At 70.7% G+C, this 26,634-nt stretch carries 24 protein-coding genes; 6 read left to right on the top strand and 18 right to left on the bottom strand.

Annotation, left to right across the window (positions count from 1 at the left end):
- Positions 1 to 21 precede the first annotated feature (21 nt).
- The 5 genes from F3T56_RS01535 (at position 22) to pgi (ending at position 4,795) form a co-directional block, all read left to right on the top strand.
- Positions 22 to 1,233 carry a phosphoglycerate kinase gene (locus F3T56_RS01535; protein WP_149822803.1) on the top strand — a complete coding sequence of 404 codons (1,212 nt, stop codon included), beginning with the start codon at positions 22 to 24 and terminating at the stop codon, positions 1,231 to 1,233.
- Between the two features lie 3 nt (positions 1,234 to 1,236).
- A complete protein-coding gene (tpiA, locus tag F3T56_RS01540; protein WP_149822804.1) occupies positions 1,237 to 2,013 on the top strand; it encodes a triose-phosphate isomerase in 777 nt (258 codons plus the stop codon).
- A 114-nt stretch (positions 2,014 to 2,127) separates the two neighbouring features.
- The gene (gene secG / locus F3T56_RS01545; protein WP_055514354.1) at positions 2,128 to 2,358 is read left to right on the top strand and encodes a preprotein translocase subunit SecG; all 231 of its coding nucleotides are present in this window, start codon (positions 2,128 to 2,130) and stop codon (positions 2,356 to 2,358) included.
- Positions 2,359 to 2,635: 277 nt separating this feature from the next.
- Entirely contained in the window at positions 2,636 to 2,923 is a 288-nt protein-coding gene (locus F3T56_RS01550; RefSeq protein ID WP_004002138.1) for an RNA polymerase-binding protein RbpA, read from the top strand.
- A 216-nt stretch (positions 2,924 to 3,139) separates the two neighbouring features.
- Complete coding sequence (gene pgi, locus F3T56_RS01555) at positions 3,140 to 4,795, top strand: glucose-6-phosphate isomerase (protein WP_149822805.1); 1,656 nt, start codon at positions 3,140 to 3,142, stop codon at positions 4,793 to 4,795.
- Positions 4,796 to 4,852: 57 nt separating this feature from the next.
- On the opposite strand, the gene fabG is transcribed toward pgi, so the two are convergent.
- From fabG to F3T56_RS01625, 14 genes are all read right to left on the bottom strand, one after another.
- Positions 4,853 to 5,593 (bottom strand): 3-oxoacyl-ACP reductase FabG, encoded by a 741-nt coding sequence (fabG, locus tag F3T56_RS01560; RefSeq protein ID WP_149822806.1) that lies wholly within the window; start codon positions 5,591 to 5,593, stop codon positions 4,853 to 4,855.
- The gene (locus F3T56_RS01565; RefSeq protein WP_149822807.1) at positions 5,590 to 7,185 is read right to left on the bottom strand and encodes an MFS transporter; all 1,596 of its coding nucleotides are present in this window, start codon (positions 7,183 to 7,185) and stop codon (positions 5,590 to 5,592) included. The genes fabG and F3T56_RS01565 overlap by 4 nt, the downstream gene beginning before the upstream one ends.
- Positions 7,182 to 8,693 (bottom strand): class-II fumarase/aspartase family protein, encoded by a 1,512-nt coding sequence (locus F3T56_RS01570; protein ID WP_149822808.1) that lies wholly within the window; start codon positions 8,691 to 8,693, stop codon positions 7,182 to 7,184. The genes F3T56_RS01565 and F3T56_RS01570 overlap by 4 nt, the downstream gene beginning before the upstream one ends.
- Positions 8,690 to 10,573: an FAD/NAD(P)-binding protein gene (locus tag F3T56_RS01575; protein WP_149822809.1), complete on the bottom strand. Its 1,884-nt coding sequence runs from the start codon at positions 10,571 to 10,573 to the stop codon at positions 8,690 to 8,692. Before F3T56_RS01575 ends, F3T56_RS01570 begins: the two co-directional genes overlap by 4 nt.
- Entirely contained in the window at positions 10,570 to 11,490 is a 921-nt protein-coding gene (locus F3T56_RS01580; protein WP_149822810.1) for an NAD-dependent epimerase/dehydratase family protein, read from the bottom strand. Before F3T56_RS01580 ends, F3T56_RS01575 begins: the two co-directional genes overlap by 4 nt.
- 3 nt (positions 11,491 to 11,493) lie before the next feature.
- On the bottom strand, positions 11,494 to 12,048 hold the full coding sequence (locus F3T56_RS01585; RefSeq protein WP_149822811.1) for a hypothetical protein: 555 nt from the start codon (positions 12,046 to 12,048) through the stop codon (positions 11,494 to 11,496).
- Positions 12,045 to 13,730, bottom strand: a complete 1,686-nt coding sequence (locus F3T56_RS01590; RefSeq protein ID WP_149822812.1) for a class I adenylate-forming enzyme family protein — start codon at positions 13,728 to 13,730, stop codon at positions 12,045 to 12,047. Before F3T56_RS01590 ends, F3T56_RS01585 begins: the two co-directional genes overlap by 4 nt.
- Before the next feature lie 19 nt (positions 13,731 to 13,749).
- Positions 13,750 to 14,547: a hypothetical protein gene (locus F3T56_RS01595; protein WP_149822813.1), complete on the bottom strand. Its 798-nt coding sequence runs from the start codon at positions 14,545 to 14,547 to the stop codon at positions 13,750 to 13,752.
- Entirely contained in the window at positions 14,544 to 15,728 is a 1,185-nt protein-coding gene (locus tag F3T56_RS01600) for a beta-ketoacyl-[acyl-carrier-protein] synthase family protein (RefSeq protein WP_149822886.1), read from the bottom strand. The genes F3T56_RS01595 and F3T56_RS01600 overlap by 4 nt, the downstream gene beginning before the upstream one ends.
- Positions 15,718 to 16,011 (bottom strand): acyl carrier protein, encoded by a 294-nt coding sequence (locus F3T56_RS01605; RefSeq protein ID WP_149822814.1) that lies wholly within the window; start codon positions 16,009 to 16,011, stop codon positions 15,718 to 15,720. Before F3T56_RS01605 ends, F3T56_RS01600 begins: the two co-directional genes overlap by 11 nt.
- The gene (locus F3T56_RS01610) at positions 16,008 to 16,283 is read right to left on the bottom strand and encodes an acyl carrier protein (RefSeq protein ID WP_149822815.1); all 276 of its coding nucleotides are present in this window, start codon (positions 16,281 to 16,283) and stop codon (positions 16,008 to 16,010) included. The genes F3T56_RS01605 and F3T56_RS01610 overlap by 4 nt, the downstream gene beginning before the upstream one ends.
- A 63-nt stretch (positions 16,284 to 16,346) precedes the next feature.
- Positions 16,347 to 17,747: a class I adenylate-forming enzyme family protein gene (locus F3T56_RS01615; protein ID WP_149822816.1), complete on the bottom strand. Its 1,401-nt coding sequence runs from the start codon at positions 17,745 to 17,747 to the stop codon at positions 16,347 to 16,349.
- 6 nt (positions 17,748 to 17,753) lie between these two features.
- Positions 17,754 to 18,941 carry a 3-dehydroquinate synthase II family protein gene (locus tag F3T56_RS01620; RefSeq protein ID WP_149822817.1) on the bottom strand — a complete coding sequence of 396 codons (1,188 nt, stop codon included), beginning with the start codon at positions 18,939 to 18,941 and terminating at the stop codon, positions 17,754 to 17,756.
- On the bottom strand, positions 18,938 to 19,810 hold the full coding sequence (locus F3T56_RS01625; protein WP_149822818.1) for a class I fructose-bisphosphate aldolase family protein: 873 nt from the start codon (positions 19,808 to 19,810) through the stop codon (positions 18,938 to 18,940). Before F3T56_RS01625 ends, F3T56_RS01620 begins: the two co-directional genes overlap by 4 nt.
- 553 nt (positions 19,811 to 20,363) lie before the next feature.
- On the opposite strand from F3T56_RS01625, the gene F3T56_RS01630 reads away from it, so the two are divergent.
- Positions 20,364 to 21,728 carry an MFS transporter gene (locus tag F3T56_RS01630; protein WP_149822819.1) on the top strand — a complete coding sequence of 455 codons (1,365 nt, stop codon included), beginning with the start codon at positions 20,364 to 20,366 and terminating at the stop codon, positions 21,726 to 21,728.
- Between the two features lie 338 nt (positions 21,729 to 22,066).
- Here the strand turns inward: F3T56_RS01630 and pgl are convergent, their stop codons facing one another.
- The 4 genes from pgl to tal are packed head-to-tail and all read right to left on the bottom strand — an operon-like array spanning position 22,067 to position 26,619.
- On the bottom strand, positions 22,067 to 22,849 hold the full coding sequence (gene pgl / locus F3T56_RS01635; RefSeq protein ID WP_149822820.1) for a 6-phosphogluconolactonase: 783 nt from the start codon (positions 22,847 to 22,849) through the stop codon (positions 22,067 to 22,069).
- Positions 22,846 to 23,976 carry a glucose-6-phosphate dehydrogenase assembly protein OpcA gene (gene opcA / locus F3T56_RS01640; protein WP_149822821.1) on the bottom strand — a complete coding sequence of 377 codons (1,131 nt, stop codon included), beginning with the start codon at positions 23,974 to 23,976 and terminating at the stop codon, positions 22,846 to 22,848. Before opcA ends, pgl begins: the two co-directional genes overlap by 4 nt.
- Positions 23,973 to 25,496: a glucose-6-phosphate dehydrogenase gene (gene zwf / locus F3T56_RS01645; protein WP_149822822.1), complete on the bottom strand. Its 1,524-nt coding sequence runs from the start codon at positions 25,494 to 25,496 to the stop codon at positions 23,973 to 23,975. Before zwf ends, opcA begins: the two co-directional genes overlap by 4 nt.
- Before the next feature lie 4 nt (positions 25,497 to 25,500).
- Complete coding sequence (gene tal / locus F3T56_RS01650) at positions 25,501 to 26,619, bottom strand: transaldolase (RefSeq protein ID WP_149822823.1); 1,119 nt, start codon at positions 26,617 to 26,619, stop codon at positions 25,501 to 25,503.
- Between the last annotated feature and the right edge of the window lie 15 nt (positions 26,620 to 26,634).

The following is a 26,634-nucleotide window of genomic DNA, read 5'->3' on the forward strand; positions in this document are numbered from 1 at the left end:
CTCCCTCAGGAGCCCCTCTCCATGAAGACGATCGACGAACTCCTCGCCGAAGGGGTCACGGGTAAGCGGGTCTTCGTCCGCGCCGACCTCAATGTGCCGCTGTCCGGCACCACCATCACCGACGACGGCCGCATCCGGGCCGTCCTGCCCACCGTCAAGGCACTGGCCCAGGCGGGCGCGCGGGTCGTCGTCGCCTCGCACCTCGGCCGCCCCAAGGGCGCCCCGGACCCGGCCTTCTCGCTCGCCCCGGCCGCCGACCGCCTCGGTGAACTCCTCGGCGCCCAGGTCGAGTTCGCCACGGACACGGTCGGCGAGTCCGCCACGTCCACCGTCGCGGGCCTCACCGACGGCCAGGTCGCCGTCATCGAGAACCTGCGCTTCAACGCCGGTGAGACGGCCAAGGACGACGCCGAGCGCGCCGCCTTCGCGGACCGGCTCGCCGCCCTCGCCGACGTCTACGTGGGCGACGGCTTCGGCGCGGTGCACCGGAGGCACGCCTCGGTCTTCGACCTGCCGGCCCGGCTGCCGCACTACGCCGGGTACCTCATCGCCACCGAGGTCGGCGTCCTGAAGAAGCTCACCGAGGACGTCCAGCGCCCCTACGTGGTCGCCCTCGGCGGCGCCAAGGTCTCCGACAAGCTCGCCGTCATCGACCAGCTGCTCGGCAAGGCCGACCGCATCCTCATCGGCGGCGGCATGGCGTACACCTTCCTCAAGGCCAAGGGCCACGAGATCGGCAGCTCCCTGCTCCAGGAGGACCAGCTCGGCGCGGTCGCCGAGTACCTGGAGCGCGCGGAGAAGACCGGCGTCGAGCTGGTCCTGCCCGTCGACGCCGTCGTCGCGCCCGCGTTCCCGGACCTGAAGAGCAAGGAGCCGGCCGACGCCACCGCGGTCGCCGCGGACGCCATGCCGACCGACCAGATGGGCCTGGACGTCGGTCCGGAGTCCCGCAAGCTGTACGCCTCGAAGATCGCCGACGCCGCCACCGTCTTCTGGAACGGCCCCATGGGCGTCTTCGAGCACCCCGATTTCGCCGAGGGCACCAAGGCGGTCGCCCAGGCTCTCCTCGATTCCCAGGCCTTCACGGTCGTCGGCGGCGGAGACTCCGCCGCGGCCGTGCGCATCCTCGGCTTCGACGAGAACGCATTCGGCCACATCTCGACCGGTGGCGGCGCCTCCCTCGAATACCTCGAGGGCAAGACGCTCCCCGGCCTCGCCGCACTGGAGGACTGACCTTTGAGCACGCGTATGCCGCTGATGGCGGGCAACTGGAAGATGAACCTCAACCACCTGGAGGCCATCGCCCACGTCCAGAAGCTTGCCTTCGCCCTCGCCGACAAGGACTACGAGGCCTGTGAGGTCGCGGTCCTGCCGCCCTTCACCGACCTGCGTTCGGTCCAGACCCTGGTCGACGGCGACAAGCTCAAGATCAAGTACGGTGCCCAGGACCTCTCGGCCCATGACTCCGGCGCCTACACCGGCGAGATCTCGGGCCCGATGCTGGCCAAGCTCAAGTGCACGTTCGTGGCGATCGGCCACTCCGAGCGCCGCCAGTACCACGACGAGACCGACGAGATCGTCAACGCGAAGGTCAAGGCCGCCTTCAAGCACGGCCTGACGCCGATCCTGTGCGTCGGCGAGGAGCTGGAGGTCCGCGAGGCGGGCAACCACGTCTCCCACACCCTCGCCCAGGTCGAGGGCGGCCTCAAGGACGTCACCGCCGAGCACGCCATGACCATCGTGATCGCCTACGAGCCCGTCTGGGCCATCGGCACCGGCAAGGTCTGCGGCGCGGAGGACGCCCAGGAGGTCTGCGGGGCCATCCGCGGCAAGCTCGCCGAGCTGTACTCCCAGGAGACCGCCGACCAGATCCGCATCCAGTACGGCGGCTCCGTCAAGGCCGGCAACGTCGCCGAGATCATGGCCCAGGCCGACATCGACGGCGCCCTCGTCGGCGGCGCCTCGCTCGACGCGGACGAGTTCGTCAAGATCGTGCGCTTCCGCGACCAGTGAGGCGACCAGTGAGTATGCGGTAGCGGCGGAACGTCGTACCCTTGCGGGGGCATGGCGCTGCCGCCATGCCCCTGTCGTCCATCCAGATCCGAGGAAGTTGGTCCAGCCGTGGTTATGGGGTTCTCGATCGCCCTGATCGTCTTCAGCGGGCTGCTGATGCTGCTGGTGCTGATGCACAAGGGCAAGGGCGGCGGCCTCTCCGACATGTTCGGTGGCGGCATGCAGTCGTCCGTCGGCGGCTCCTCGGTCGCCGAGCGCAACCTCGACCGGATCACCGTCGTGGTCGGTCTGCTGTGGTTCGCGTGCATTGTCGTACTCGGCATCCTGATGAAGGTCAACAACTGACCGTCAGCCACGACGCCGGCGAAACAACGCGTCACGGACGCACCAATTCGCACGTAAAGCCCCATGCTGGGTACGCGACTTCGAGCGCGGCCTATCATGGGGCTTGCGTCTGTGGGAGGGATGTAACTCCAATCACTGGACGCGCGTTGGGCCTTACGTAGACTGAGGCGCTCGCAGCGAAGCGAAACGCCGACTCGCTTCGCCGCACCATCACGCAGGGAGTTACACCGTGGCAAGTGGCAACGCGATCCGAGGAAGCCGGGTCGGGGCGGGGCCGATGGGCGAAGCCGAGCGCGGCGAGTCCGCGCCCCGGCTGCGCATCTCCTTCTGGTGCTCCAACGGACATGAGACCCAGCCGAGCTTCGCCAGCGACGCGCAGGTCCCCGACACCTGGGACTGCCCGCGCTGCGGCTTCCCGGCCGGACAGGACCGGGACAACCCGCCGGACCCACCGCGCACCGAGCCCTACAAGACGCACCTCGCCTATGTGCGGGAGCGCCGCAGCGACGCGGACGGCGAGGCCATCCTCGCCGAGGCACTCGCCAAACTGCGGGGCGAGATCTAGAAGTTGAGACCGGCCGGGCATCCAGGGGTGCCCGGCCGGACGCGTTTACGGCGGCTGTGATCGCTCTGGTCCTGGTGGACGTATCTGTTGTCGAGCTCTGCTGTTGAGCCGGGCGACGACGAGGCGACAGCTTCGGTTTCGTCGTGATCAATTAAGTTGGACCGGCAGCGGGGCCAGGCAGGCAGGACCAGGTAGGAAAGAAGGCTGAAGTCCGAGATGAACGCAGAAAGCCGTACCAGGCTCAACCAGAGGCCCGAGTGGACGGCGCTGGCCGAGCACCGGGAGCAGCAGGGTGAGGTACAGCTGCGTGAGCTGTTCGCGGCCGACCCCGGGCGTGGTGCCGGGTACACGCTGGAGGTCGGCGATCTGCACGTCGACTACTCCAAGCACCTGGTCACGGACGAGACGCTGCGGCGCCTGCGCGAGCTGGCCGCCGCGACCGACGTGTTCGGGCTGCGGGACGCCATGTTCCGCGGCGAGAAGATCAACACCACCGAGGACCGTGCCGTCCTGCACACCGCGCTGCGTGCCTCGCGTGACGCGGTGGTCGAGGTCGACGGCGAGAACGTGGTGCCGGGTGTGCACGCGGTGCTCGACAGGATGACCGGCTTCGCCGAGCGCATCCGCTCCGGCGAGTGGACCGGCCACACCGGCAAGCGCATCAAGAACATCGTCAACGTCGGCATCGGCGGCTCCGACCTGGGCCCGGCGATGGCGTACGAGGTGCTGCGCTCCTACACCGACCGCGACCTGGTCGTCCGTTTCGTGTCCAACGTGGACGGGGCCGACCTGCACGAGGCCGTACGGGATCTCGACGCGGCGGAGACGCTCTTCATCATCGCCTCGAAGACGTTCACCACGATCGAGACGATCACCAACGCGACCTCCGCGCGGGACTGGCTGCTCACCGAGCTGAAGGCCGGCTCCGAGGCCGTCGCCAAGCACTTCGTGGCGCTGTCGACGAACGCCGAGAAGGTGTCGGACTTCGGTATCGACACGGCCAACATGTTCGAGTTCTGGGACTGGGTCGGCGGACGCTACTCGTACGACTCGGCGATCGGGCTGTCGCTGATGATCGCGATCGGTCCGGACCGCTTCCGGGAGATGCTCGACGGGTTCCGCATCGTCGACGAGCACTTCCGCACGGCGCCCGCCGAGTCCAATGTGCCGCTGCTGCTCGGCCTGTTGGGCATCTGGTACGGCAACTTCCACGACGCCCAGTCGCACGCGGTGTTGCCGTACAGCCACTACCTGTCCAAGTTCACGGCGTATCTGCAGCAGCTGGACATGGAGTCCAACGGCAAGTACGTGGGCCGGGACGGGGCCCCGGTGGAGTGGCAGACGGGCCCGGTGGTGTGGGGCACGCCGGGGACGAACGGGCAGCACGCTTACTACCAGCTGATCCACCAGGGTACGAAGCTGATCCCGGCCGACTTCATCGGTTTCGCCGAGCCGGTCGCCGAGCTCGGTGACCGGTTCAAGGCCCAGCACGACCTGCTCATGGCCAACTTCTTCGCCCAGACCCAGGCGCTGGCCTTCGGCAAGACGCCGGACGAGGTGCGGGCGGAGGGCGTGCCGGAGGAGCTGGTGTCGCACAAGACGTTCAAGGGGAACCACCCGACGACCACGATCCTGGCGAAGGAGCTGACCCCGTCGGTGCTCGGCCAGCTGATCGCGCTGTACGAGCACAAGGTGTTCGTCCAGGGCGCCGTCTGGAACATCGACTCCTTCGACCAGTGGGGCGTCGAGCTGGGCAAGGTCCTCGCGAAGAGGGTGGAGCCCGCGTTGACGGAGGGCGCCGAGGTGCCGGGACTCGACGAGTCCACGAAGGCCCTGGTCGCCAAGTACCGCCAGTTGCGCGGCCGGCAGTAGCCGTACGGGGGCGGGGAAGCGGGCGGCCGCGCGACGTCCGCTTCCCCACCCCCGGTCTCAGTGCCCTAGGCCCGCGCCTCCGTCGACGGGGATCACGGCGCCGCGGATGTAACCCGCGCGGGGACCGGTCAGGAAGGTCACCGCGTCGGCGACCTCCTCGGGGGTGCCGAGACGTCCGGCGGGGGTCGTGCGCAGCAGTTCGCGGCGCTGTTCCGGGGTGAGGGCGCGGCTCATGTCGGTCTCGGTGAGGCCGGGGGCCACCACGTTGCAGGTGATGTCGCGGGGGCCGAGTTCCTGGGTCAGGGAGCGGGCGAAACCGACCAGGCCGGCCTTGGCCGCCGCGTAGTTGGTCTGGCCGGGGGCGCCGTGCAGGGCGGCCGTGGAGGAGATCAGGACGATACGGCCGTGACCCGCGCGGAGCATGCCGCGCACCGCCCGCTGGGCGACACGGAAGGCCCCGGTGAGGTTGGTGTCGATGACGGAGGTGAAGTCCGCCTCGGTCATCCGTACGAGCAGCCGGTCGTGGGTGGCGCCCGCGTTGGCGACCAGGACGCCGACCGGGCCGTGGGCCGCCTCGGCCTCCTTGAAGGCCTGGTCCACTTGTTGGCTGTCCGTCACATCGCAGCGTACGGCGAGGAAATTCCCGGAGTTCTCGGTGTTCTCGGCTTCGGGTGGCATCTCGCCCCGGTAGGTGACCGTGACCCGGTCACCGGCAGCGGCGAAGCGGCGGGCTATGGCCAGGCCGATGCCCCGGTTTCCTCCGGTGACGAAGACCGAGCGGGCCGTCGCCTGCGTCATGGTGCTTTCCCTTTCCGTGCTGCTTCCAACGGTCTTGTGCGCTCTTGGCTCGTGCCTTCCGCCCGGGCGCGCAGCCCCACGACGGACACGGCGAAGCCGACGAGGGCCAGGGCGGCGATGGAGAGGGTGGCCGTGTACATCGCGTCGAGGAAGGCGCGGTCGGCCGTGGCGGCCAGTTCGGGCAGGCGCAGCGACTCGGCCAGGGAGCGGGCGGACTCGGCGGAGGTCCGGGCCTGTTCCTCGGCGGCCGGTGACAGCCCCTGCGCGGCGCCGGGCAACTCGGCGTCGGCCATCCGGTCCCGGTAGACACCGGACAGGATCGAGCCGGCCATCACCACGCCGAGGAGGCCGCCGACCTGCCGGGTGACACCGTTGACGGCGGATCCGGCGCCCGCGAGCCGCGGTGGCACCCCGCGCATCATCACGGCCGTGACCGGAGTGCCGACCAGGCCCATGCCGAAGCCCGAGATCCACAGCAGCGCGGCGATGACCCAGGCAGGGGTCTGCCCGTCGAGCCAGGCGTAGGCGAGGTATGTGGCGGCGGTGGCCAGGACGCCGGACGCGACCGTCCAGCGGGCCGTGAGCCACCGGCTCAGCGCAGGGGAGGCCTGGCTGCCCAGGACGATGCCGATCGCGGCGGCGATCATGACGGTTCCGGCGTCGGCGGGGGAGAGCCCCCGCGGGCCCTGGAGGTAGAAGGCCGCGTAGAACAGGTGCCCGGCCAGGGCCATGAAGGCGATCAGCAGCACCACGCTGCCGGCCGTGAAGCCGGGCTGCCGGAAGAGCCGAAGATCCAGGCTGGGCGTGGGGGACCTGCGCTGACCGGCGACGAACGCGGTGAGCAGAACGCCGCCCAGCGCGAGGGGCAGCAGCACATGGGGGCCGTACCAGGTGCTGCCGTTGCCGAGTTCGATGATGCCGTAGACCAGGCCGCCGAGGCCGAGCACCGACAGGGCGAGGCCCGGCAGGTCGAGCACCCGGCGGTGGGATCCGCCCAGGTCGGGCACGACGGCCATGACCGCCACCAGGCACAGGGCAACGATCGGCACGTTGACCAGGAACACCGAGCCCCACCAGAAGTGGCTGAGCAGCGCGCCGCCCACGACCGGGCCGACGGCCACGCCGAGACCGCTGGACGAGGACCAGATGGCGATCGCCCGGGTGCGCTTCTCCTCCGGGGTGCTCTGCATGATCACCGTCAGGGTCGCGGGCATCAGCAGCGCGCTGCCCGCGCCCATGAACGCCCGCGCCACGATCAGCCAGGCAGGACTGCCGGCGAACGCGCCCGCGCCGGAGGCCGCGCCGATCAGGGCGAGCCCGGCGAGCAGCGTGTTCCGGGGGCCGAACCGGTCGGCCAGCGCGCCGCCCGCGAAGAGCATGCCGGACAGGACCAGCGTGTACGCGCTCGCCACCCACTCCAACTCGGCGGGGCTCGCGCCGAGGCCCTCCTCCGGGTCGGCGAGGGTGGTGACGGCGACGTTGAGGATCGAGGTGTCCAGCCAGATCAGCATCTGGGCGCAGACCACGACGACGAGGACGGGCCACGACCGGGACGCCGGTGCCTTCTCCTCCGCCGGGCTCACGGTGCTCATGGGGTGCCTCCGTCGTTCTTGTACGCGCGTAGTGCCCGGTCGACCAGCGCGTCGGCCGCGCCCGTGTAGCGGGTGGGGTCGAGCAGTTCCGACAGCTCGGCGAGGGTGAACCGGTCGGACAGTTCGGGGTGGCCGGACAGCACCTCGCGCAGCGGGCGCCCGGTGTCGGCGGCCTCGGCGGAGGCGGCGGTGAGCAGCCTCTTCGCCCGCGCCTTGCCGAGCGCCGGGGCGAGCGCCACGTTCAGGCGTTCGGTGACGACGGCGCCGCCGGTCAGTTCGAGGTTGGCGAGCATCCGCTCCGGGTGGACGACCAGCCCCTCCGCGAGCTCCACAGCGGTGTGCGCCGCCCCGCCCGCCAACCGCAGCGCCTCCCGCAACGGCTGCCACTCCGCATGCCACGCCCCGGCGGGCCGCTCGTCCTCGGCCAGCAGGCACTGGGCGAGGACGAGCGCGTGCGCGGGCACCTGCCGGGCGGCCGACACGATCAGCGTGGCGAGCGCCGGGTTCCGCTTCTGGGGCATGGCGGAGGAGGCACCACGCCCGACGGCGGCAGGCTCGGAGACCTCACCGATCTCGGTACGTGACAGCGTCTGCACGTCGAGCGCGAACTTGCCGAGTGCGCCGGTGACGAGTTGGAGTACGGCACCGAGGTCGGCGATGGGGGTGCGGAGGGTGTGCCAGGGGAGGACGGGTTCGGCGAGCCCGAGGGCTTCGGCGAAGGGCGCGAGCAACTCGACCCCGCCGTCGTTCTGGCTGCCGTTTCCGATTCCGCCCCGCTGTAGCGCCCCTTCAGGGGCGCGGGGAACTGCGCGACCAGCCCCCAACGACCCGCAGCTACCCACAGCCTCATCGCCACGGTCCAAAGCCGCATACTCGCGGTAAGCGGCCAACGTGCCGGCAGCTCCCCCCAGCTGCGCCGGAAGCCGACCCCCGACCGACCGGACACGAACCAACGCATCGACGACCAACTGAAGCCACCCCGCGGCCTTGAGACCAAAGGTCGTCGGGACCGCGTGCTGGCCCAACGTACGCCAGGCCATGACCGTGTGACGGTGGCTGTCGGCCAGCCCAGCCAGCGCGGCGGCAACCCGCGACAGATCCCCGGCGATCAGTTCGAGCACCCGCCGGGACACCAGCATCGCCGCCGAGTCCAGGATGTCCTGACTCGTCGACCCTCGGTGCACATACTCCGCGGCGCCCGGATCCGTCGCCGCGACCACGTCGATGAAGGCCGCAACCAATGGCACCACCGGGTTCGCGGCGCCCCTGGCCGCGTGAGAGAGGGCGGCGAGGTCCAGCCTCGCCACATGCGCGGCCGAAGCGATCGCCTCCACCGCGGCGGCCGGCGTCAGCCCGACCGCGGGCTGGGCGCGGGCGAGCGCGACCTCGGCGTCGAACATGGCCTGCAGCCAGGCCTCGTCGGTCACCGCAGCCGCCGCGGGCGTACCCGCCCAGGTGGGGGCGAGCAGACCCGAGTCGGTGCCCACGGGCATCGCGTTCACACTCATTCACTCCCTCTCAGCGCCGCCCGCGTGATCGCGTCCGAGTCCTCCAGCGTCACCGAGCCGACACCTGGCCTGATGCCGACCGCCGTCACCCAGCGCACGCCCTCCGCCGGTACCCCGAAGGCGAACCGGCGAGGGTGCGCCCGGTCCGTCGCGTCCACCAGCCGGGGCGGACCGTCGGTCACCGCCAGCCCGCCCGGCTCGTAACCGTCCAGCCGGTACGGGCCGCACTCCCCGGCGGCGAGCAGCCCACGCAGCAGCGGACTGGTGCCGCGCCGCAGATCGACGGCGGGCAGCCGGGCCTCGACCAGTGCGTCGACCCGCACCGGGGGTTCGTTCACCTGCTCCGCGTCCACGAGGAATCCCCTCTCCGGCGCCGAGGGCCGTACCCGCATCCCAGGGCCCACCACGTGCAGCACCTCCGCCTCGATCAGCGCGATGAGCTGCTCGATGCGGAAGGCAGGCGGGCCGATGGAGGTGAAGGCGTTCAACGGGGTGTACCAGTCGTCTAGTTCGGCACGGTAGGAGTCCCCGGTGACGCCGCCATGGTCGACGACGAGCCGGATCTCGTTGCGCAGGTCGCGCAGGGCGTCCAGGGCCGCCTTCAGCGGGCCGTTCACGTTGCCCAGCCGCGCCTCGGCGACATCCCGCCGGAGATACTCCAGCAGCCAGTGCCGGAAGTCGTCCCGGTCGGCGAAGTCCCGCTCGCCGTACGGTCGTTCGATGCGCTGCCAGTCCCACCGCTCGGCCGGTGGTACGGCGTACCGGTCGAGCGGGTCCGCCTCGGGGACCCGGTCGTCGGCGAGACACGACCGTACGAACTCCTCGGCGGCCAGGGGGCCTTGGGCGGTCCGGATCCAGGCCTCGTAGTACACCGTGCGGATCTCGCGGTCGATCAGTGGCCAGAGGTCGCGGCGGAAGCCGATCGGTCGTTGCCGCAGTCCGGCGATGACCTTCGGGGTCAGGAACCGCGGCTCGTGGTGGCCGAGCGCGCCCTTCTCGTTCTCACCCCGGGCGTGGTACGGCACACCGCGCCGCGAGCCGGCGTACAGCACCGGCTCGTTGCCGCTCGGGAGGTACACGAGACCGTGCTGCCCCTCCTTGAACGTGCCGCCGCGGCCCTCGGTGAGCAGCGCCAGGCAGTCGAAGAAGTTCAGCCCCAGCCCGCGCAGGGCGACCGGGGCGCCCGGCGCGATCCCGCTCAGGTCGGCGTCGGCCGGGTTGGCCGCCGCCACATAGGTCAGGCCGTACCGGTCGGCGAAGGAGCGCAGCTCGCGCTCCGTCGGACTCGGCGTCAGGCCGCCGTGGCCGAGGGCCAGCACCACCGCGTCCAGCCCGGCCAGCGGGGCGCCCTCCGCCAACGTCACCGTCTGCCGGCCGTCCGTGGGGTCGTCGAGTGCGATCGCGGTCGTCCGGTGCGTGTGGACCGTGATCCGCGACGGGGCGGTGTGTAAGAGGTGCCGGAAGACCCACTCCAGGTAGTGGCCGTGGAAAGCACGGGTCGGGTAGGTGTCCGGGCCGAGCCGCCGGGCCTCCTCCAGGACCCGGGCTGGAAGGTCCAGGTCGATGGCCTTGTCGCGGATCGTGCACGCCCACTCGTACAGGCTGGGCCCCGGCACCGATGGTCCCGCGCACTCCACGCTGTCGTCGGTGAACAGGGTCACCTGGGAGGCGACCGTGTTCATCAGCAGCTCGGCGGGCTGGTCGGTACGCCACACCGCGCCCGCGCCGGGCGGGTACGGGTCGACGAGGTGGACCACGACCCGCCGCCCGGCGACCTCCTCGGCGTTGGCGAGGATCCGCTCCAGCACGGAGAGGCCGCGCGGGCCGGCGCCGATCACACAGAGGGCGAGAGCGCCACCAGCGTCACCGGGGTCGGTCATTCCTGGCCCAGCCCGTCACGCCAGCTCGGTCTCGCCGGCTTCCAGCCGAGTGCCGCGCGGGCCCGGTCGTTGGCCGCGCCGTGGGCGGCGGTGAGCTGATGAGCCATGAACCAGCCCAGCAGCCGGGGCGCGAGCGCCGCCGGAACCGTACGGGGCGACGGACCGGCCATCATGCGGGCGAGATGCGGCAGCCACTGCGCGGCCGGGGCCGGGTCGTCGTCCGTCACATGGAAGACCCCGGTGACGTCGGACTCGATGGCCGCCACCGTCGCCGTCACGGCGTCCTCGACATGCAGGAACGACATGATCCCGGCGCCGCCCCCGGGCAACGGAAGCCGCCCGGCCGCCACGGACTGCGCTGTCGAGCCGGTACGCGCGTACGCGGTGCGAGGGCCGTACAGCGTGCCGTACCGCAGGACCACGCCGGCAAGGTCGCTGCTCGTCACCAGCCGCTCCAGCTCGGCGACGGCCCGTACCGTCGAGGCCCAGCCCGGGTCGGGGGCGTCCACGTACAGCGGCGCGTCCTCGTCGAGGACCGGCTCCCCGGCCGGGGCGGCGGCGAACGCGATGGACTGGGCGACGAGCCGCCGCGCACCGGCCACCCGGGCCGCCTCGATCAGGTGGGCGGTGCCCTCGGTGCGCAGCCGCGCGGTACGGGCGAACGCCTCCGGCGGGTCGTCGCGCAGCAGCCGCAGGGCCGTCATCTGGTGGACGACCGCCTCGGGACGGGCGGCCGACACCGCCGACAGCAAGGCCTCACGATCGAGGGCGTCGGCGACCACCACCTCGTCCGCCTCGGGCGCCCGCCCCTGCGCCCCCTGACGCACCAACGCGCTCACCTCGTGGCCCCGCGCCCTGAGCGCGCCCACCAGCGGATACCCGATCACTCCAGTGGCCCCGGCGACAAGTACACGCAACGTTCAGCCCTCCCCACCCGCGGCCACCGGCAGGGCGACCCGCATCAGCAGCCGGCACTCCTTGTCGCCGTCCCGCAGACAGCTCTCGGCCCGGTTCTCCCTCAACGTCACGCCGAGACCCTCCGACCAGCCGGCGTGGATGTCGGTGCACGGACACTTGTAGCCCTCCAGGGAACCGGCCATCCGGACCATCGTGATCGCGAAGTTCCGCTTCAGGGTCAGCACGATCAGGTCGTCGTCCTCGACCTCGGTGGAGGCGTTGCGCAGCTCCGGCGGGAACATCCGGTCCCCGCAGTCGTCGTACCGGCGGCGCAGCTCCTCCAGGTCCTTGCGGCCGTCACCCGTGTCGGGGAGCGGCCCGGCCCGGCGGCCGACCCGCTGCCCCACATGCAGGGCGACCTTGCGCAGCGCCTCGGCGTTGATCTCGTTCGCGACGTCCTGCCCGAACCGCGCGGCCACGCCCTGGTACCAGTTGGCGTCGTGCTGCCACCACAGGCGGTACGCCTCACTCGCCCGGGCACGGTGGTTGACGGCGTCGGCGTCGGTGTTCGTGCTCATACGTGGTGCTCCTTGGCGGCGACGACATCGGCCGCGTCGGCGGCGAACCGGTCGCGCATCACTCGTTTGAGAACCTTGCCGGTGGCGCCCTTGGCCACGTCGTCGGGCTTCATCCGCAGGGCGCGGGTCACCGGTGGGAACCCGGTGTTCGTCAGCACGGAGTTGACCCGGTCCGTCCACCCTTCGTCGCCGTCGCCGCTCTCCTCGTCCGCCAGCTGGAGCAGCACGTACGCGTCGGCCACCCCGTCGCCGTCCCAGTCGGCCCGTACGCCGTCCGGGGCGACCCCGACGACCGTGCAGTCGGCGAGTCCGGGCAGCTCGGCCAGGAGCAACTCCTCGGTACGGGTGCTGAAGACGATGCCGGCGCGGGTGCGGATGGCGTCCGGGGCCCGGTCGAGGTGGTAGAAGTTGCCGTCCTCGTCCTGGTGGGCGAGGTCGCCGGTGAGCCAGTAGCCGCCGAGCCGCATCCGGTTCCAGGTCAGCGAGTCGTTCCAGTAACCCGGCGTGAGGGTGGGGGACTTGAGGCCCAGGCGGCCGATCTCGCCGGGCGGCAGCGGGGTGCCGTCCTCCGCGAGCACGGCGGCCTCGGCGAAACTGATCGGCTTGCCGACACAGCGCGAGTACGCCGAGGTGTCCTTGGTGTGCCGGTTGTGGAAGACGGAGTAGCCCGCCTCGGACGAACCGAGACCGTCCACGAAGACCGAGCCCTCGACGCGCGTCCGGCTGAGGTCCCGGCGGATCTCGATACGGCTCCCGTGCTGGACGAGCGATCGGATGTGGGCCTCGTGCGCCGCGTCCCCGGTGTTGAACCACACCTGCACGCTGGACAGATCACGGGCGCTCAGATCCTCGGCCGCCATCTCGCCGAACGTCCCGGCGAAGGCCAGCACGGTCGTCGGCCGGAACTCCTCGATGCCGTCCAGCACATCGGTGCCGCGCTGGCTGGAGAGCAGCTTGATGTCCGTGCGCAGCAGCAGGCAGTACAGCAGTGTCGCCACCATCGCGTTGTGCGCGCCCGGCAGCCCCACCAGCGTGCGCTCCATGTCGGTGCCGGTGGAGTAGCGCAGCCGGTGCAACTGCGCGTACATCAGCGTCCGATGGGTGTGCGGCACCCCCTTCGGCATGCCGGTGGTGCCGGAGGAGTGGGAGATGAGCACCGGGTCGGTGGGGTCGTGCCGGTACGGGTACGAAGCCGGGAGGGACGCGCGGTGCTCGGGCCGGATGTCGGCGGCGGTCACACAGAAGCCGAGCCCCGAGCCCTCCAGCACGTCGTGGTGCGTCGCGTCCGTGAAGGCGCCCACCGCGCCCTGCCGTCGTATGTACTCACGGGCGATCTCGGGGGAGAGGTTGCCGTTGACGAACGACGGGATCGCGCCGAGGGAGGTCAGCGCCAGGAAGTTCACGGCGAACTCGGCCGCCGAGTAGGAGTGGATGGCCACCGGGTCGCGGGGGCGTACGCCCCGGGCCGCGTACCAGCCCGCGTACGTCTCGACCACCTCGTACAGCTGCCCGAGCGTCAGCACCTCGGGGTGGCTGCCGTCCGGGGCCCGCCAGGTGCCGTCCGTACGCAGCACGGGCTCGTCCAGCGGACGGCCGTACGCCTTGAGGCGAGCCAGGACGTTGCCGGCGCCGAGTTCGGTGTCGGAGCAGATCCGCGCCCGCTCCTGCCTACTGATGAGCATGGGTGTAGGTCTCGTTTCTTTAGGGGAGCGCGTTCGTGGGGGGATGGGGGTCGGCGGTCAGGACGAAGGCGGGGGCCACCGGGAGCCGGCCGCCTTCGGCCGGCAGCCGCCGGTGGGCGGCGACCAGGTCGAACAGGCCCTGGACGCCGCCCGGGTGCCGGGCTCCGTCGGCGTGGGGGGACGTCTCGGCCGCTGTGACCGTCACCGGGGTGTCGGCGCCGGGGCGGCCGAGCAGCACCGCCGCCGCCAGGGCCGCGGACTCCGGGAGGTCCGGGACCGAGCGGCCGCCGTCCCCGACCAACTCCCGGTACGCGGCGGCCAGCCGCTCGCTGCCGCCCAGTTCGATGCCGATCACCAGGACCCGGTCCAGTTCGGGGTCCTCCAGGAGCAGGTCCGCCATCGCCAGCAGCTCGGTCACCGGGTCGTCGAGGGTGGAGAGGCTGAACATCTGCCCCGTGATCCCGAACTCCCGGCTCATGTGCCCCAGCACGGAGTTGGCGGTGGCCTGCATGAACAGCAGCGGGTTGTGCACCTTGCCGGAGACCACCCGCCGGCTCGCCAGATCCGCGGTGGTGGTGTCGCCCATCAGGCTCGCCAGCGCCACGGCCGTACGGGAGCCGTCCCCGGGGTACTCGGTCAGACACCGCGCGGCCACCTCGTACGCCAGCGGACTGAACGCCGACTCCACGAAGCCGGGCAGCCTCGGCAGCGCGATGTCGCCGTCGCCGCCGGTGCCGTGGGTGGCGGTGGTGGCGGTGAGGATGCCGAGGGGGGAGCGGAGAGCCGCTTTGTCCGTTGAAGTCGAGGTCGTGGTCACGGCCGCTCCAGGACGAGTGCGGTGTTGGCGCCCCCGAAGGCGGCGTTGATGGTGAGGGCCCGGTGGAGGTCGGCCGGGCGGGGCTCGTTCGGCACGTAGTCCAGGTCGCACTCCGGGTCCGGAGTGGTGAAGCCGGCGGTGGGCGGGAGTACGCCGTCCATCAGGGCCAGCATCGTGATCACGAACTCCACGACGCCCGCCGCCTCCAGCATGTGCCCGGTGGTGCTCTTGGTGGAGCTGACCGGTATCGCCTCGGCCCGCTCGGGGAAGGCGGCCCGCAGCCCCCGGGTCTCGGCACCGTCGTTGTACTTGGTGCCGGTGCCATGGGCGTTGACATAGCCGAGGGTCGCCCCGTCCGGATCACCGGCGAGCCGCAGCGCCTGCCGTGCCGCGCGGGTCAGGCCGACGCCCTCCGGGTGCGGCTGGGCGATGTGGTGCGCGTCCGTGGCCGCACCCCAGCCGACGATGCTCGTCAGCGGCCGGGCACCGCGCCGCCGGGCGTGCTCGGCGGACTCCAGTACGACGGCCGCGACCCCGTCGCCGAGCAGCAGCCCGCTGCGGTCGGCGCTGAACGGCCGCACCATGCCATCCTTGGACAGCGCCCGCCCGGAGTCGAACTTGCCGAACGTCTCCTCCTCCACCAGATAGCCCCCGGCGCAGACCGCCACATCGACGCGGCCGGAGGAGATCAGCCGACAGGCGTGGATGATCGCGGCGGCGGAGGCGACACAGGCGTTGGTGAAGGTCAGCCGGGGCCCGGTCAACCCCAGCCCGCCGGCCAGCAACTCGGCGAGCCGCGCGGGCACGGCGTCCGCGAGCCGGTCCACCGCCCCTTCCGGCACACCTGTTTCAGAGTCGGCGTTTCTCCAGTACCGCGTGACGCTCGTGCAGTCACCGGCGATGCCCAGCAGCACTGCCGCCTCCGAGCCCCGGGGCAGGTCCGCCATGTCGAGGGCGTCCGCCCCGCACTGGGCGAGGGCGTGCCGCAGGGCCCAGTCCTCGACGGCGTCGGGGCCCTCCGGGGCCACACCGGCCATCGGCGTACGGTACGGGCCGGTGTCGAACCTGGTGGTGGGGGCGAACGAAGGCACGCCCGCGAACACCCCGCGCCGCAGGGCCTCGGCACCCGTGCCGAACGCGGTACGCACGCCGAACCCGGTCACCGTCACCTCACCGGTCAACGGGCTCACCCCCCTCCGGGGCCTCCGGCCGGGCGGTGCTCAGGAACTCGGTGAGCCGGCGGAGCGAGGTGAGCTGGGCGATGTCGTCGTCGCTGGGCTCCACGACCAGGCCGTACCGCTCCTCCACCACATGCAGCAGCCACACCAACCCGAGGGAGTCCAGGACCAGTTCGGCGTCCTCGCCGAGGTCGTCGGGCACACCGGGGAAGATCTTGCGGTCCGACAGCAGCTCCCGGACGGTGTCGGTCGTGATGACGGCCGGCGCGGAGGCTTCCGCGCTCATGCCTTCGCACCGCGTCGAACGACCTCGGCGACCAGCCCGCCGAGGGTCAACGAGGCCAGCGGCTCGATATCGGTGTCCGGTATCTCCACCCCGAACCGCGACTCCAGCCGCAGCGTGAGCTCGATCAGCGACAACGAGTCCACCTCCAGCCCGCCGACGGTCACCGGGCTCTCGTCCGTGATGCCGTCGCGGCTGGTCAGGATGTTCATCTCGTCGATGACCGCGTTGAGAACGAACTCGCGGATCTCGTCTTCAAGCGTTGACGTACTCATGATCAAGTCTCCAGTAACTGTTTTCAGCAAGGTCCGAGTCGAGCGCCCCTTGAGGGGCGCGGCTCACCCGGCGGCGCGAAGGGCGTCAGCCTGGCGTACGAGCTTCCCGTTCGACGTACGAGGCAACGCCTCCAACAGCCGAACCACCCGAGGCAGCTTGTAATCGGCCAACCGCTCCCGGCACCAGCGCAGCAATTCCTCGGCGGATGGGGCCGGTTCGACCCCGTCGGTCAGCACCACATACGCCTCGGTCACGCCCTCGTGGACGAGGACCGCCTGCTCGACCGCCGGATGCTCACGCAGCACATGCTCGACCTCCGTGAGGTCGACCTTGAGGCCGCCGATCACGACGAGGGAGTCGGTCCGGCCCCGCACGGTGACGGTTCCGTCGGCGTCCACGGTGGCCCGGTCCCTGGTGTACAGCCAGCCGTCCGCGTACTGGCTGCCGCCCGAGTCGTAGAGGTACGGCGACTCGGCCAGCGCCACGTCCAGCTCGCCCGTGCGCTCCCGTACGACGACACCGGGCGCGGCGGGGCCGATGGCCGGCCGGGGCAGTGTGCCGCTCGCGTCCATGGCGACCACACCGGTCTCGGTGGTGCCGTAGGACTCGCCGACCGGCACGCCGTACGTCTCGGCGAAGCGCGCGGCGACCTCCGGGGGCATCAGCTCACCGCCCGACACGGCGACCCGCAGATCGGGCAGGGCGGGGGGATCGATCGCGGCGGCGAGCAGCTCGTAGTGCATCGGCACCCCGAACAGGGCGGTGATCCGGTGTTCCAGCGCCGTCCGCAGGATGTCCCGGGCGGTGACCCGGGGCGCGAAGACCACGCAGACACCGGCCGCGAGCGAGTGCAGCAGCCCGGCGATCAGGCCGAAGCTGTGCGCGGTCGAGCTGAGCAGCAGGAGTCGGTCGCCCTCGCCCGGCATACCGGGGATCGCGGCGAACCGCTGCACCTCCTCGGCCAGCGACCGGGCCGTCCTGCCGATCACTTTCGGCCGCCCGGTGGAGCCCGAGCTGAACTGGACCAGCCGGTGCCCGGTGGCGGCGGGGCGCCCGCCCCTGCGCACCTCGGTGGTGACCTCGTACTCGGGCCGGAAACCGAACGCCGCCCGGACGTTCGTACCCGCCCCGACCATGAACTGCGGCCGGCAGACGGCGGAGAGCGCCTCCACCTCGGCCGGTTTCAGCCGGAAGTCGAACAGCAGCACCTGCGCGCCCAGCCGCCACAGCGCGAGCAGCACCTCGACCTGGGTGAAACTGGGCGGGGTCCGGAGGGCCACCGTGCTGCCGGCCCCGATGCCGTACCCGGCGAACACGGCGGCCTGCTTGGCCACCCGTTCCCGCAACTCGCCCCGGGTGACGGTCTCCTGCTGGTGTGTCAGATAGGGAAGCCCGTCGTCCTGGGCGTCGAACAGCCGCTGGACGAGGGAGCCCATCCCGTCGTCATCCACGAGCTGAACCATGAGGTCTCAGACCTCCTTGCAGAACTCGCCGATGGGCAGGCCCACATGGCGCTTGTCCTGGGCCAGATAGCCGAGCAGCTCGTCGCCGGTCTGCAGTTCGGTGACGTTGAGGACCTTGCCGCCAGGGCCGAGCACCCGTACGTGCCAGTCGTCCTGCACGGTCAGGCTGACGAGCCGCCCGTCCTCGGCGTGGGTACGGATCTCAAGGAGGGGGCGTGACTCCAGCTTGGCCCGCCCGACCACCACGCGCCGGGTCCGCCCGTCGGCGCCGACCGCCAGCAGCGCGCTCCCGGAGCCGACCTCGCTGAGGTAGTTGGTCCGGTTGTCGGGGCCCAGCGTGTACGAGTGCAGGGCACCGGCGTTGACCCGGAACGGCCTGGTCGGCATGTACGGCAACGGGTGGGTCTCGCTGCAGCAGAGCACGAACCCGGAGGAGTACGAGCCGACGAGGATGCCCTCGTCCTCCTCGAAGTGCGAGCACGTGTCCACACAGACCCGGTCGCCGAGCCCGACGTGCCGGATGCTCTCCACGGTCAGGGTCGACAGCTCCAGCTGCGGCGTGGTCGCCTCCAGCAGCCGGGCCAGCGCGAAGACGTCGTCGGCGCTCCGGGGCGTGAACAGGATGCCGTCGGAGCCGCGTTCGAGGACGTCGAAGACGATGGCCGCCTCTTCCAGGTCACCGACGACGGTCACCAGCTTGCCCTCGGCCGGCTCGGCCGCCGCGAGGACGATCTCCAGCGGGATCTTCGTCGGGTCCGCGAAGTGGATGACCGTGTACGGCAACGCCATGGCGCCCGCGCACGACAGCTGGAGCGTCCGGTCGTCGCGTACGTCGATGAAGCCGGCCGCCGGGGTGCCGCTCGCGGCGCGGTTCTCCGCGGAGAGGGCGTCCAGCTCGTCCTGGGTGGTGAACTTCCGCAGCAGGAGGTCGATTCCGGTGCCGGACTTGGCCTCCTTGGCCTCCTTGGAGCTCCCGGAGTCCTTCGCCTCCTTCGCCTCCTTGTCGCCCTTCTTCGCGGAGGGCGTGGTCGGCCCGCCCGGAACCAGCACCCGCGTCACGGTCGGCGGCAGCGTCCCGAGCAACTCGGCGTCGGCGGAGACCACTCCGGCCATCCGGGCGTGGACGGCCGCGTCCACCACCGCCTGGAGCTGCGGACGGGGGACTTCACGGAGATCGATCCACGCGAACCTCATGCGACACCTGCCACGATCGTCGAGTAATGGGTATTGGGGGTATTCGGGGCATTCGGGGTATTGGGGGAATCAGTGGTACTGGAGGTCATGCTCATGCCGTCAGTGCCCCTGTCGCCGCCGTGGACGACCGCGGCGAGCCGGGACACCAGGGTGGCGGGAGAGGGGGACGAGAAGATCCGGCGGCCGACGGCCAGGCCCCGGCAGCCGGCGGCCATCACGGCGGTGCCGTACTCGATGAGGTCGGAGCCGTCCGGTGGTCCGCCCGCCGCGAGGACGGGGATGGGGCTGTGGGCCACCACCTCGGCCATCCGGTCGAGCGGCAGGGCCACCGTGGTCTTCACCATGTCGGCGCCCAGGTCGGCCGCGACGTTCACGATATGCGCGAGCAGGGCCGGGTCGTGCGGGTTCTCGATGCGGGGCCCGCGCGGGTAGACCATCGCGATCAGCGGCATGCCCCAGGTGTCACAGGACCGGGCCACCGCTCCCAGGTCGGCGAGCTGCCGCCCCTCGGTGTCCGAGCCGATGTTCACATGCACGCTCACCGCGTCCGCGCCGAGCGCCACCGCCTCCTCGGCATCGCCGACCAGCACCTTGGCGTCGACATCGGGGGAACAGGCCGTACTGGCGCTCAGATGCACGATCAGTGCGCAGCCCTTGAGGAGTTCGGGGCCGAGGGCGCGGGCCCGCCCTTTGTGGACGATGATCCCGTCGGCCCCGCCCGCCACCAGCGCTCTCAACAGCTCTTCCCATTGGCCCGGAGGGGCCACCGGGCCGTCCGAAACGCTGTGGTCGAGTGGTATGAGCAAGTGCCGGTCATCGCCGGTCAGGGAAAGTCTTCTTAAACGCAATGGCTTGCCAGTCTTCATCATGGGCAAAAAGCCTTCCCGGGCTGGAGACCGCATTTTTCATGTCCGAAAAACGATGGTCGTAGAACTTTCAAGTTCTGCCGGACGCCAGCATTCCGTGGGTGATCGTCGGTTGGCAAGGCGTGATCGTGGGCAAATTTTTATGCGGACATAGGTATGAATATTGACAGCACTTCGACAGGAAGCCCAGGGTTGACGGCATTGCGGGGGTCGTGTTCTTGGGTTGTTATGCGGCAAGTGTCGAGGAGGTGGATGTGGTGTGCTCTGGGTGTGTTTCGAGAGACATGCCGGATCTGTACTCACTCATAGCCGCATCACACACTTTATTTAGGTTGGACTGCGCAAAAGAGGCAGGAAAGAGGCGTAAAAGAGGGGCTTAATCCGTCCATGCGCGCACGCACAGTCCCGTCCGATTTATCGAACGCGAGACTTCCTTGTGTAAATCGAATTTCCCCGCCTAGGGTGACAGGCGCACTCCGGTTCGTGTTACATGCGTGGCCGTCCCCCCTCTGGTCCCGGACCATTCCTGTCCGGGCGTACCGGAAGTGAGCCCCCCATGCCCGAATCCCCGTCCAAGACCGTCAGTGAGGCCGTCGGCCCCAGATCGGCCGCCCTGCCCGCACCGCCGGCGGAGCAGACCAAGGCGTCGAAGGTCGCCGTCGCGAGCCTGGTCGGCACGACGATCGAGTACTACGACTTCGCCGTGTACGGCACGGCCTCCGCGCTCGTCCTCGGTCCCGCCTTCTTCCCCTCAGGCAACGCCACGGTCTCCTCCCTCGCGGCATTCCTCACCTTCGCCGCGGCCTTCGTGTCCCGCCCCCTCGGCGTCGCGCTCTTCGGGACGATCGGCGACCGGCTGGGCCGCCGGAACGCCCTCGTCACCTCCCTGCTGCTGATGGGTGTGGCCACGGTCGGTGTCGGCCTGCTGCCGACCTACGAGACCGCCGGACTCCTCGCCCCCGTACTCCTGGTGACGCTCCGTCTGCTGCAAGGCGTCAGCATGGGCGGCGAGTGGGGCGGGGCGGTACTCCTCGCCGCCGAACACGCCCCACCCGGACGCCGGGCCTTGTACGCAGCCATCCCGAACGTCGGTCCCTCGCTCGGCTTCCTGCTGTCCAGCGCCGTCATCCTGCCGACCCTCAACTTCGCCGGGCGGGACGGTTTCACCGACTGGGCGTGGCGGCTTCCGTTCCTGCTCAGCACGGTGCTCGTCGTCGTGGGGCTGTGGGTGCGTACGACCGTGTCGGAGTCGCCGGTGTTCAGCGCGGAGGCCCGCCGTGAGACGCGGGCGCCGGCCGCCCCGACGTCCCGCTTTCCGCTCGGGACGCTCATCGCGCGGCATCCCGGGCGGCTGCTGCTCGGTACCGGTGCGGCGATCGGTGGCTCGGCCGTCTACTACCTGACGATCGTCTACAGCCTCTCGTACGGGCCGAAGGCGCTCGGTATCGCGCAGAACACGATGCTCACCGCGGCGAGTGTCGGGGCGGCGGCCGGGATCGCCGTCACGCTGCCGGCCGCACGGCTCGCCGATCGGGTCGGGCGGCGGCCGGTGATGCTCGCGGGGGCCGTGGGCAGTGTGGTGTGGGCCGTGCCCATGTACGCGTCCCTGAGCACGGGGAACGGTCTCGTCATCACCGGGGCCTACACGGTCGGGCTCATGCTGCTGGCCCTGATGTTCTCGCCGGTGGCGGCGTTCCTCGCCGAGCTGTTCCCGGCGCGGCTTCGCTACACGGGGGCTTCTGCGGCGTTCATCCTCGCCAACACGCTGGGCGGCGGCTTCGCGCCGCTCGTTGCCACGTGGCTGAACAGCCAGTGGTCCTCGCCGCTGGTGCTCGGCTTCTACACGGGTGGCTTGTGTCTGGTGAGCCTGCTGTGCCTGATGGCTCTGCCGGAAACCCGAGAGGGCGAGTTCGCCAACTGAGGGATTACGCCCCCGCCGTCCCTACCCTCCCCCCACTCTCGACTTCGCTCGAGTGGGGGGACCCCCATCATCCCCAGGGGCGGCTGCCCCTTCGACCCGGCTTCGCCTGAGAGCTCGGGGGGTGCGGTTTGTATGGCGGGTGCGGGCTGTATTGGGTTGCTCGCGCAGTTCCCCGCGCCCCTAAAAGCACGGCCCTGCGGGCCGCTTTTTCAGGGGCGCGGGGAACTGCGCGACAAGCCCCCACCCGCCCGCACCCGGCGCAGGGGTTGAAGGGGCGCAGCCCCTGGGGGATGGGAATGGGCAGGGGCGGCGGGGGCGAAATCAGCCCCCTCAACCCCTCAGGCTGAGGCCGGGGGATACAGGGACCGGGGCAGTTGTGAGGCCGCCGCCGCGTCCAGGAGCCACAAGGTTCGCGACCGGCCGTACGCCCCGGCGGCCGGTGCCTGGATCTCCCCGGCACCGGAGAGCGCGATCGCCGCAGCCCCCGCCTTGTCCGCCCCCGCCGCGAGCAACCACACCTCACGAGCCGCCCGAATCGCCGGCAGCGTCAACGTCACCCGAGTCGGCGGCGGCTTGGGCGCACCATGCACCCCCACGACCGTCCGCTCGGTCTCCCGTACGGCCGGCAACTCGGGGAAGAGCGACGCCACATGGGTGTCCGGCCCGACCCCCAGCATCAGCACATCGAACGTCGGCACCGACCCATGGTTCTCCGGCCCCGCCGCCCGCGCCAACTCCTCCGCGTACGCCGCGGCCGCCGCGTCCACATCGGCACCCCACGGCCCGTCCGAGGCCGGCATCGCATGCACCCGCTTCGGATCCACCGGCACCGAGTCGAGCAACGCCTCCCGGGCCTGGGTGACGTTGCGCTCGGGGTCACCCTCGGGCAGGAACCGCTCGTCGCCCCACCACAGGTCCAGCCGAGCCCAGTCGATGGCGTCGCGCGCGGGCGCGGCGGCCAGCGCGGCGAGCAGGCCGTTGCCGTTGCGCCCGCCGGTGAGGACCACCGAGGCGTAGCCGCGCGAGGCCTGCGCGTCCACGACCTTGGTGATCAGCCGGGCCGCCGCGGCCTGCGCCATCAGCTCCTTGTCGTGGTGCACGACCAGCTGCGGAGTACTCACTGCTGTGTGTCCGCCTTCTTCACCGCAGGCATCTGCGCCGGAGTCGGCCGATCGACATCACCGTCATCAGTCGAACCCGAACCCGAACCCGAGCCCAGAGCCGGAGCCAAGGCAAGCGCCGACGACGCCGGAGCCGCAGAGGTCTCAGCCGACGAAGCCGCAGCCGAAGCAGTCGCAGCCGCCGCCACCCCCACCGACGACCCACCCCCCAACCGATCCACCCCGAACCGCAGCGCGGACGCATACGTGTCGTCCGGATCCAGCCGGCGCAACTCCTCCGCCATCAGCTCGGCCGTCTCACGGCGCTTGAGCGCCACCGCCCGGTCCGGCTGGTCCTCCAGCGTGAGGAGGGCGAGCCCACCGGCGGGCCGGTACAGCCGGATGGGTCCGGTGCTGGTCAGCATCCGTACCTCGGTGAGGCCGGGCCCGGCCGACACCCCGCGCCGTACGTGGACATGGAGCCGGTCCGCCAGCCACATGGCCAGCAGCTCGACGCTCGGGTTGTACTGCTCGCCCTGTACCTCCGCGGAGATGACCTCGCAGTCGATCTGGTCGAGCGCGGCGGCCAGCATGGAGCGCCAGGGCGTGATCCGGGTCCAGGCGAGATCCGTGTCGCCGGGCTCGTAGTTGTCGGCGCGGGCCCGCAGCTCGTCGATGGGCTTCTCGGCGGCGTAGCTGTCGGTGACCCGGCGCTGGGCGAGCGCGCCCAGCGGGTCGCGGGCCGGGTCGAGGGGCGCGTTGACCGGCCACCACACCACGACCGGCGCGTCCGGCAGCAGCAGCGGCAGGACCACCGACTGGGCGTGGTCCGCGACCTCGCCGTAGAGCCGGAGGATGATCGTCTCGCCGGTGCCCGCGTCCGCGCCCACCTGCACCTCGGCGTCGAGACGGGACTTCGTACGGTCGCGGGGCGAACGGGAGACGCGCTTGATGACCACGAGCGTGCGCGAGGGGTGCTCGCGGGACGCGTCGTTCGCGGCCTTGAGCGCGTCGTACGCGTTCTCCTCGTCCGTCACGATGACCAGCGTCAGCACCATGCCGACGGCCGGGGTACCGATCGCCCGGCGGCCCTTGACGAGCGCCTTGTTGATCTTGCTGGCCGTGGTGTCCGTGAGGTCGATCTTCATGGCCGGCGCCAGCTCCGTCCGTCTCGTTCGAGCATCTCGTCCGCCTCGACGGGACCCCAGGTGCCCGCCTGGTACTGCGCGGGCCTGCCGTGCTTGTCCCAGTACTCCTCGATCGGGTCGAGGATCTTCCAGGACAGCTCGACCTCCTCGGTGCGTGGGAAGAGGTTCGAGTCGCCGAGCAGCACGTCGAGGATCAGTCGCTCGTACGCCTCGGGCGAGGACTCCGTGAAGGACTCGCCGTAGGCGAAGTCCATGGACACGTCCCGGATCTCCATCGACGTGCCGGGGACCTTCGAACCGAAGCGGACCGTCACACCCTCGTCCGGCTGGACGCGGATGACGATCGCGTTCTGGCCCAGCTCCTCGGTGGCGGTGGAGTCGAAGGGGGAGTGGGGTGCCCGCTGGAAGACCACCGCGATCTCGGTGACCCGGCGGCCGAGGCGCTTGCCCGTCCGCAGGTAGAAGGGGACGCCCGCCCAACGGCGGTTGTCGATCTCGACCTTGATCGCCGCGTACGTGTCGGTCTTCGACTTGCGGTCGATGCCGTCCTCTTCGAGATAGCCGATGACCTTCTCGCCGCCCTGCCAGCCGGCCGCGTACTGCGCGAACACGGTGTCCCGGCCGAGGTCCTTCGGCAGCTTCACCGCGCCGAGCACCTTGGTCTTCTCGGCGGCGAGCGCGTCCGCGTCGAAGGAGGCGGGCTCCTCCATCGCGGTCAGGGCCATCAGCTGGAGCAGGTGGTTCTGGATGACGTCACGGGCCGCGCCGATGCCGTCGTAGTAACCCGCGCGACCGCCGATGCCGATGTCCTCGGCCATCGTGATCTGCACATGGTCGACGAAGGACCGGTTCCAGATCGGCTCGAACATCGTGTTGGCGAAGCGGAGCGCCAGGATGTTCTGGACGGTCTCCTTGCCCAGGTAGTGGTCGATACGGAAGACCTGGTCCGGGGCGAAGACCTCGTGGACCACCTTGTTGAGGTCCTCGGCGGACTCCAGGTTGTGGCCGAAGGGCTTCTCGATGACCGCGCGCCGCCAGGAGCCGCTCGACTGGTCGGCCAGACCGTGCTTCTTCAGCTGCTGGATGACGACCGGGAACGCGGACGGCGGCACGGAGAGGTAGAAGGCGAAGTTGCCGCCGGTGCCCTGCGCCTTGTCCAGCTCCTGGATGGTGTCGCGCAGCCGCTCGAACGAGGCGTCGTCGTCGAAGGTGCCCTGCACGAAGCGCATGCCCTGGATGAGCTGCTGCCAGACCTCCTCGCGGAAGGGCGTGCGGGCGTGCTCCTTGACCGCGTCGTGGACCTCCTGCGCGAAGTCCTCGTGCTCCCACTCCCGGCGGGCGAAGCCGACGAGCGAGAAGCCCGGCGGCAGCAGTCCGCGGTTGGCGAGGTCGTACACGGCAGGCATCAGCTTTTTACGTGACAGATCGCCTGTGACGCCGAAGATGACCAGGCCCGACGGCCCCGCGATACGCGGGAGCCGTCGGTCCGCGGCGTCACGCAGCGGATTGCTGCTCGACAAGGTTTTAGCCCTCCGAGGGTGCGAGGCGCGTCAGCTCCGCCTCGGTCGACTTGAGCAGGTCGTTCCAGGACGCCTCGAACTTCTCGACGCCCTCGTCCTCCAGCAGCTGGACCACGTCGTCGTAACGGATCCCGAGCTTCTCCACCGCGTCCAGTTCGGCACGCGACTGCTCGTAGGTCCCGGCGACGGCGTCGCCGCGGATCTCGCCGCTCTCGGCGGTGGCCTCCAGCGTGGCCTCCGGCATGGTGTTCACGGTGTTGGGCGCGACCAGCTCGTCGACGTACAGCGTGCTCTTGTACGCCGGGTCCTTCACGCCGGTCGAGGCCCACAGCGGACGCTGCTTGTTGGCGCCCGCGTTCTCCAGGGCGGTCCAGCGGTCGGTCGAGAAGACCTCCTCGTACGCCTGGTAGGCGAGGCGGGCGTTGGCGACACCGGCCTTGCCGCGGGCGGCCTTGGCCTCGTCGGTGCCGAGGGCGTCGAGGCGCTTGTCGATCTCGGTGTCCACGCGGGACACGAAGAAGGACGCCACGGAGTGGATCTTCGACAGGTCGAGACCCCGCTCCTTCGCCTTCTCCAGACCGGCCAGGTAGGCGTCCATGACCGCGCGGTAGCGCTCCAGCGAGAAGATCAGCGTGACGTTGACGCTGATGCCGAGGCCGATGGTCTCGGTGATCGCGGGCAGGCCCGCCTTCGTCGCCGGGATCTTGATCAGGGTGTTGGGGCGGTCCACCAGCCAGGCCAGCTGCTTGGCCTCGGCGACGGTCGCCTGGGTGTTGTGCGCCAGGCGCGGGTCGACCTCGATGGAGACCCGGCCGTCCTGGCCGCCGGTCGCGTCGAACACCGGGCGCAGGATGTCGGCGGCGTCGCGGACGTCCGCCGTCGTGATCATGCGGATCGCCTCTTCGACGGTGACCTTGCGGGCGGCGAGGTCGGCGAGCTGCTGCTCGTAACCGTCACCGCTGCTGATCGCCTTCTGGAAGATCGAGGGGTTGGTGGTGACGCCCACGACGTGCTGCTGGTCGATCAGCTCGGCGAGGTTGCCGGACGTGATGCGCTTGCGCGACAGGTCGTCCAGCCAGATCGCGACGCCCTCCTCGGAGAGGCGCTTGAGTGCGTCTGTCATGGAATTACATCTCCT

This window comes from Streptomyces tailanensis, from assembly GCF_008386495.1.
In the GTDB taxonomy this organism is placed as follows: domain Bacteria; phylum Actinomycetota; class Actinomycetes; order Streptomycetales; family Streptomycetaceae; genus Streptomyces; species Streptomyces tailanensis.

Excerpts from the sequence above, each read along its gene's own strand:
- F3T56_RS01570 (WP_149822808.1), bottom strand. The coding sequence starts at position 8,693 with ATGAGTGTGAACGCGATGCCCGTGGGCACCGACTCGGGTCTGCTCGCC.
- F3T56_RS01585 (WP_149822811.1), bottom strand. The coding sequence starts at position 12,048 with ATGAGCACGAACACCGACGCCGACGCCGTCAACCACCGTGCCCGGGCG.
- opcA (WP_149822821.1), bottom strand. The coding sequence starts at position 23,976 with ATGAAGATCGACCTCACGGACACCACGGCCAGCAAGATCAACAAGGCG.
- F3T56_RS01605 (WP_149822814.1), bottom strand. The coding sequence starts at position 16,011 with ATGAGCGCGGAAGCCTCCGCGCCGGCCGTCATCACGACCGACACCGTC.
- pgi (WP_149822805.1), top strand. The coding sequence starts at position 3,140 with ATGAACGCAGAAAGCCGTACCAGGCTCAACCAGAGGCCCGAGTGGACG.
- fabG (WP_149822806.1), bottom strand. The coding sequence starts at position 5,593 with ATGACGCAGGCGACGGCCCGCTCGGTCTTCGTCACCGGAGGAAACCGG.
- F3T56_RS01615 (WP_149822816.1), bottom strand. The coding sequence starts at position 17,747 with ATGGTTCAGCTCGTGGATGACGACGGGATGGGCTCCCTCGTCCAGCGG.
- tal (WP_149822823.1), bottom strand. The coding sequence starts at position 26,619 with ATGACAGACGCACTCAAGCGCCTCTCCGAGGAGGGCGTCGCGATCTGG.
- F3T56_RS01610 (WP_149822815.1), bottom strand. The coding sequence starts at position 16,283 with ATGAGTACGTCAACGCTTGAAGACGAGATCCGCGAGTTCGTTCTCAAC.
- F3T56_RS01575 (WP_149822809.1), bottom strand. The coding sequence starts at position 10,573 with ATGACCGACCCCGGTGACGCTGGTGGCGCTCTCGCCCTCTGTGTGATC.
- F3T56_RS01535 (WP_149822803.1), top strand. The coding sequence starts at position 22 with ATGAAGACGATCGACGAACTCCTCGCCGAAGGGGTCACGGGTAAGCGG.
- F3T56_RS01590 (WP_149822812.1), bottom strand. The coding sequence starts at position 13,730 with ATGCTCATCAGTAGGCAGGAGCGGGCGCGGATCTGCTCCGACACCGAA.
- F3T56_RS01630 (WP_149822819.1), top strand. The coding sequence starts at position 20,364 with ATGCCCGAATCCCCGTCCAAGACCGTCAGTGAGGCCGTCGGCCCCAGA.
- F3T56_RS01625 (WP_149822818.1), bottom strand. The coding sequence starts at position 19,810 with ATGATGAAGACTGGCAAGCCATTGCGTTTAAGAAGACTTTCCCTGACC.
- F3T56_RS01550 (WP_004002138.1), top strand. The coding sequence starts at position 2,636 with ATGGGCGAAGCCGAGCGCGGCGAGTCCGCGCCCCGGCTGCGCATCTCC.
- F3T56_RS01565 (WP_149822807.1), bottom strand. The coding sequence starts at position 7,185 with ATGAGCACCGTGAGCCCGGCGGAGGAGAAGGCACCGGCGTCCCGGTCG.
- F3T56_RS01620 (WP_149822817.1), bottom strand. The coding sequence starts at position 18,941 with ATGAGGTTCGCGTGGATCGATCTCCGTGAAGTCCCCCGTCCGCAGCTC.
- secG (WP_055514354.1), top strand. The coding sequence starts at position 2,128 with ATGGGGTTCTCGATCGCCCTGATCGTCTTCAGCGGGCTGCTGATGCTG.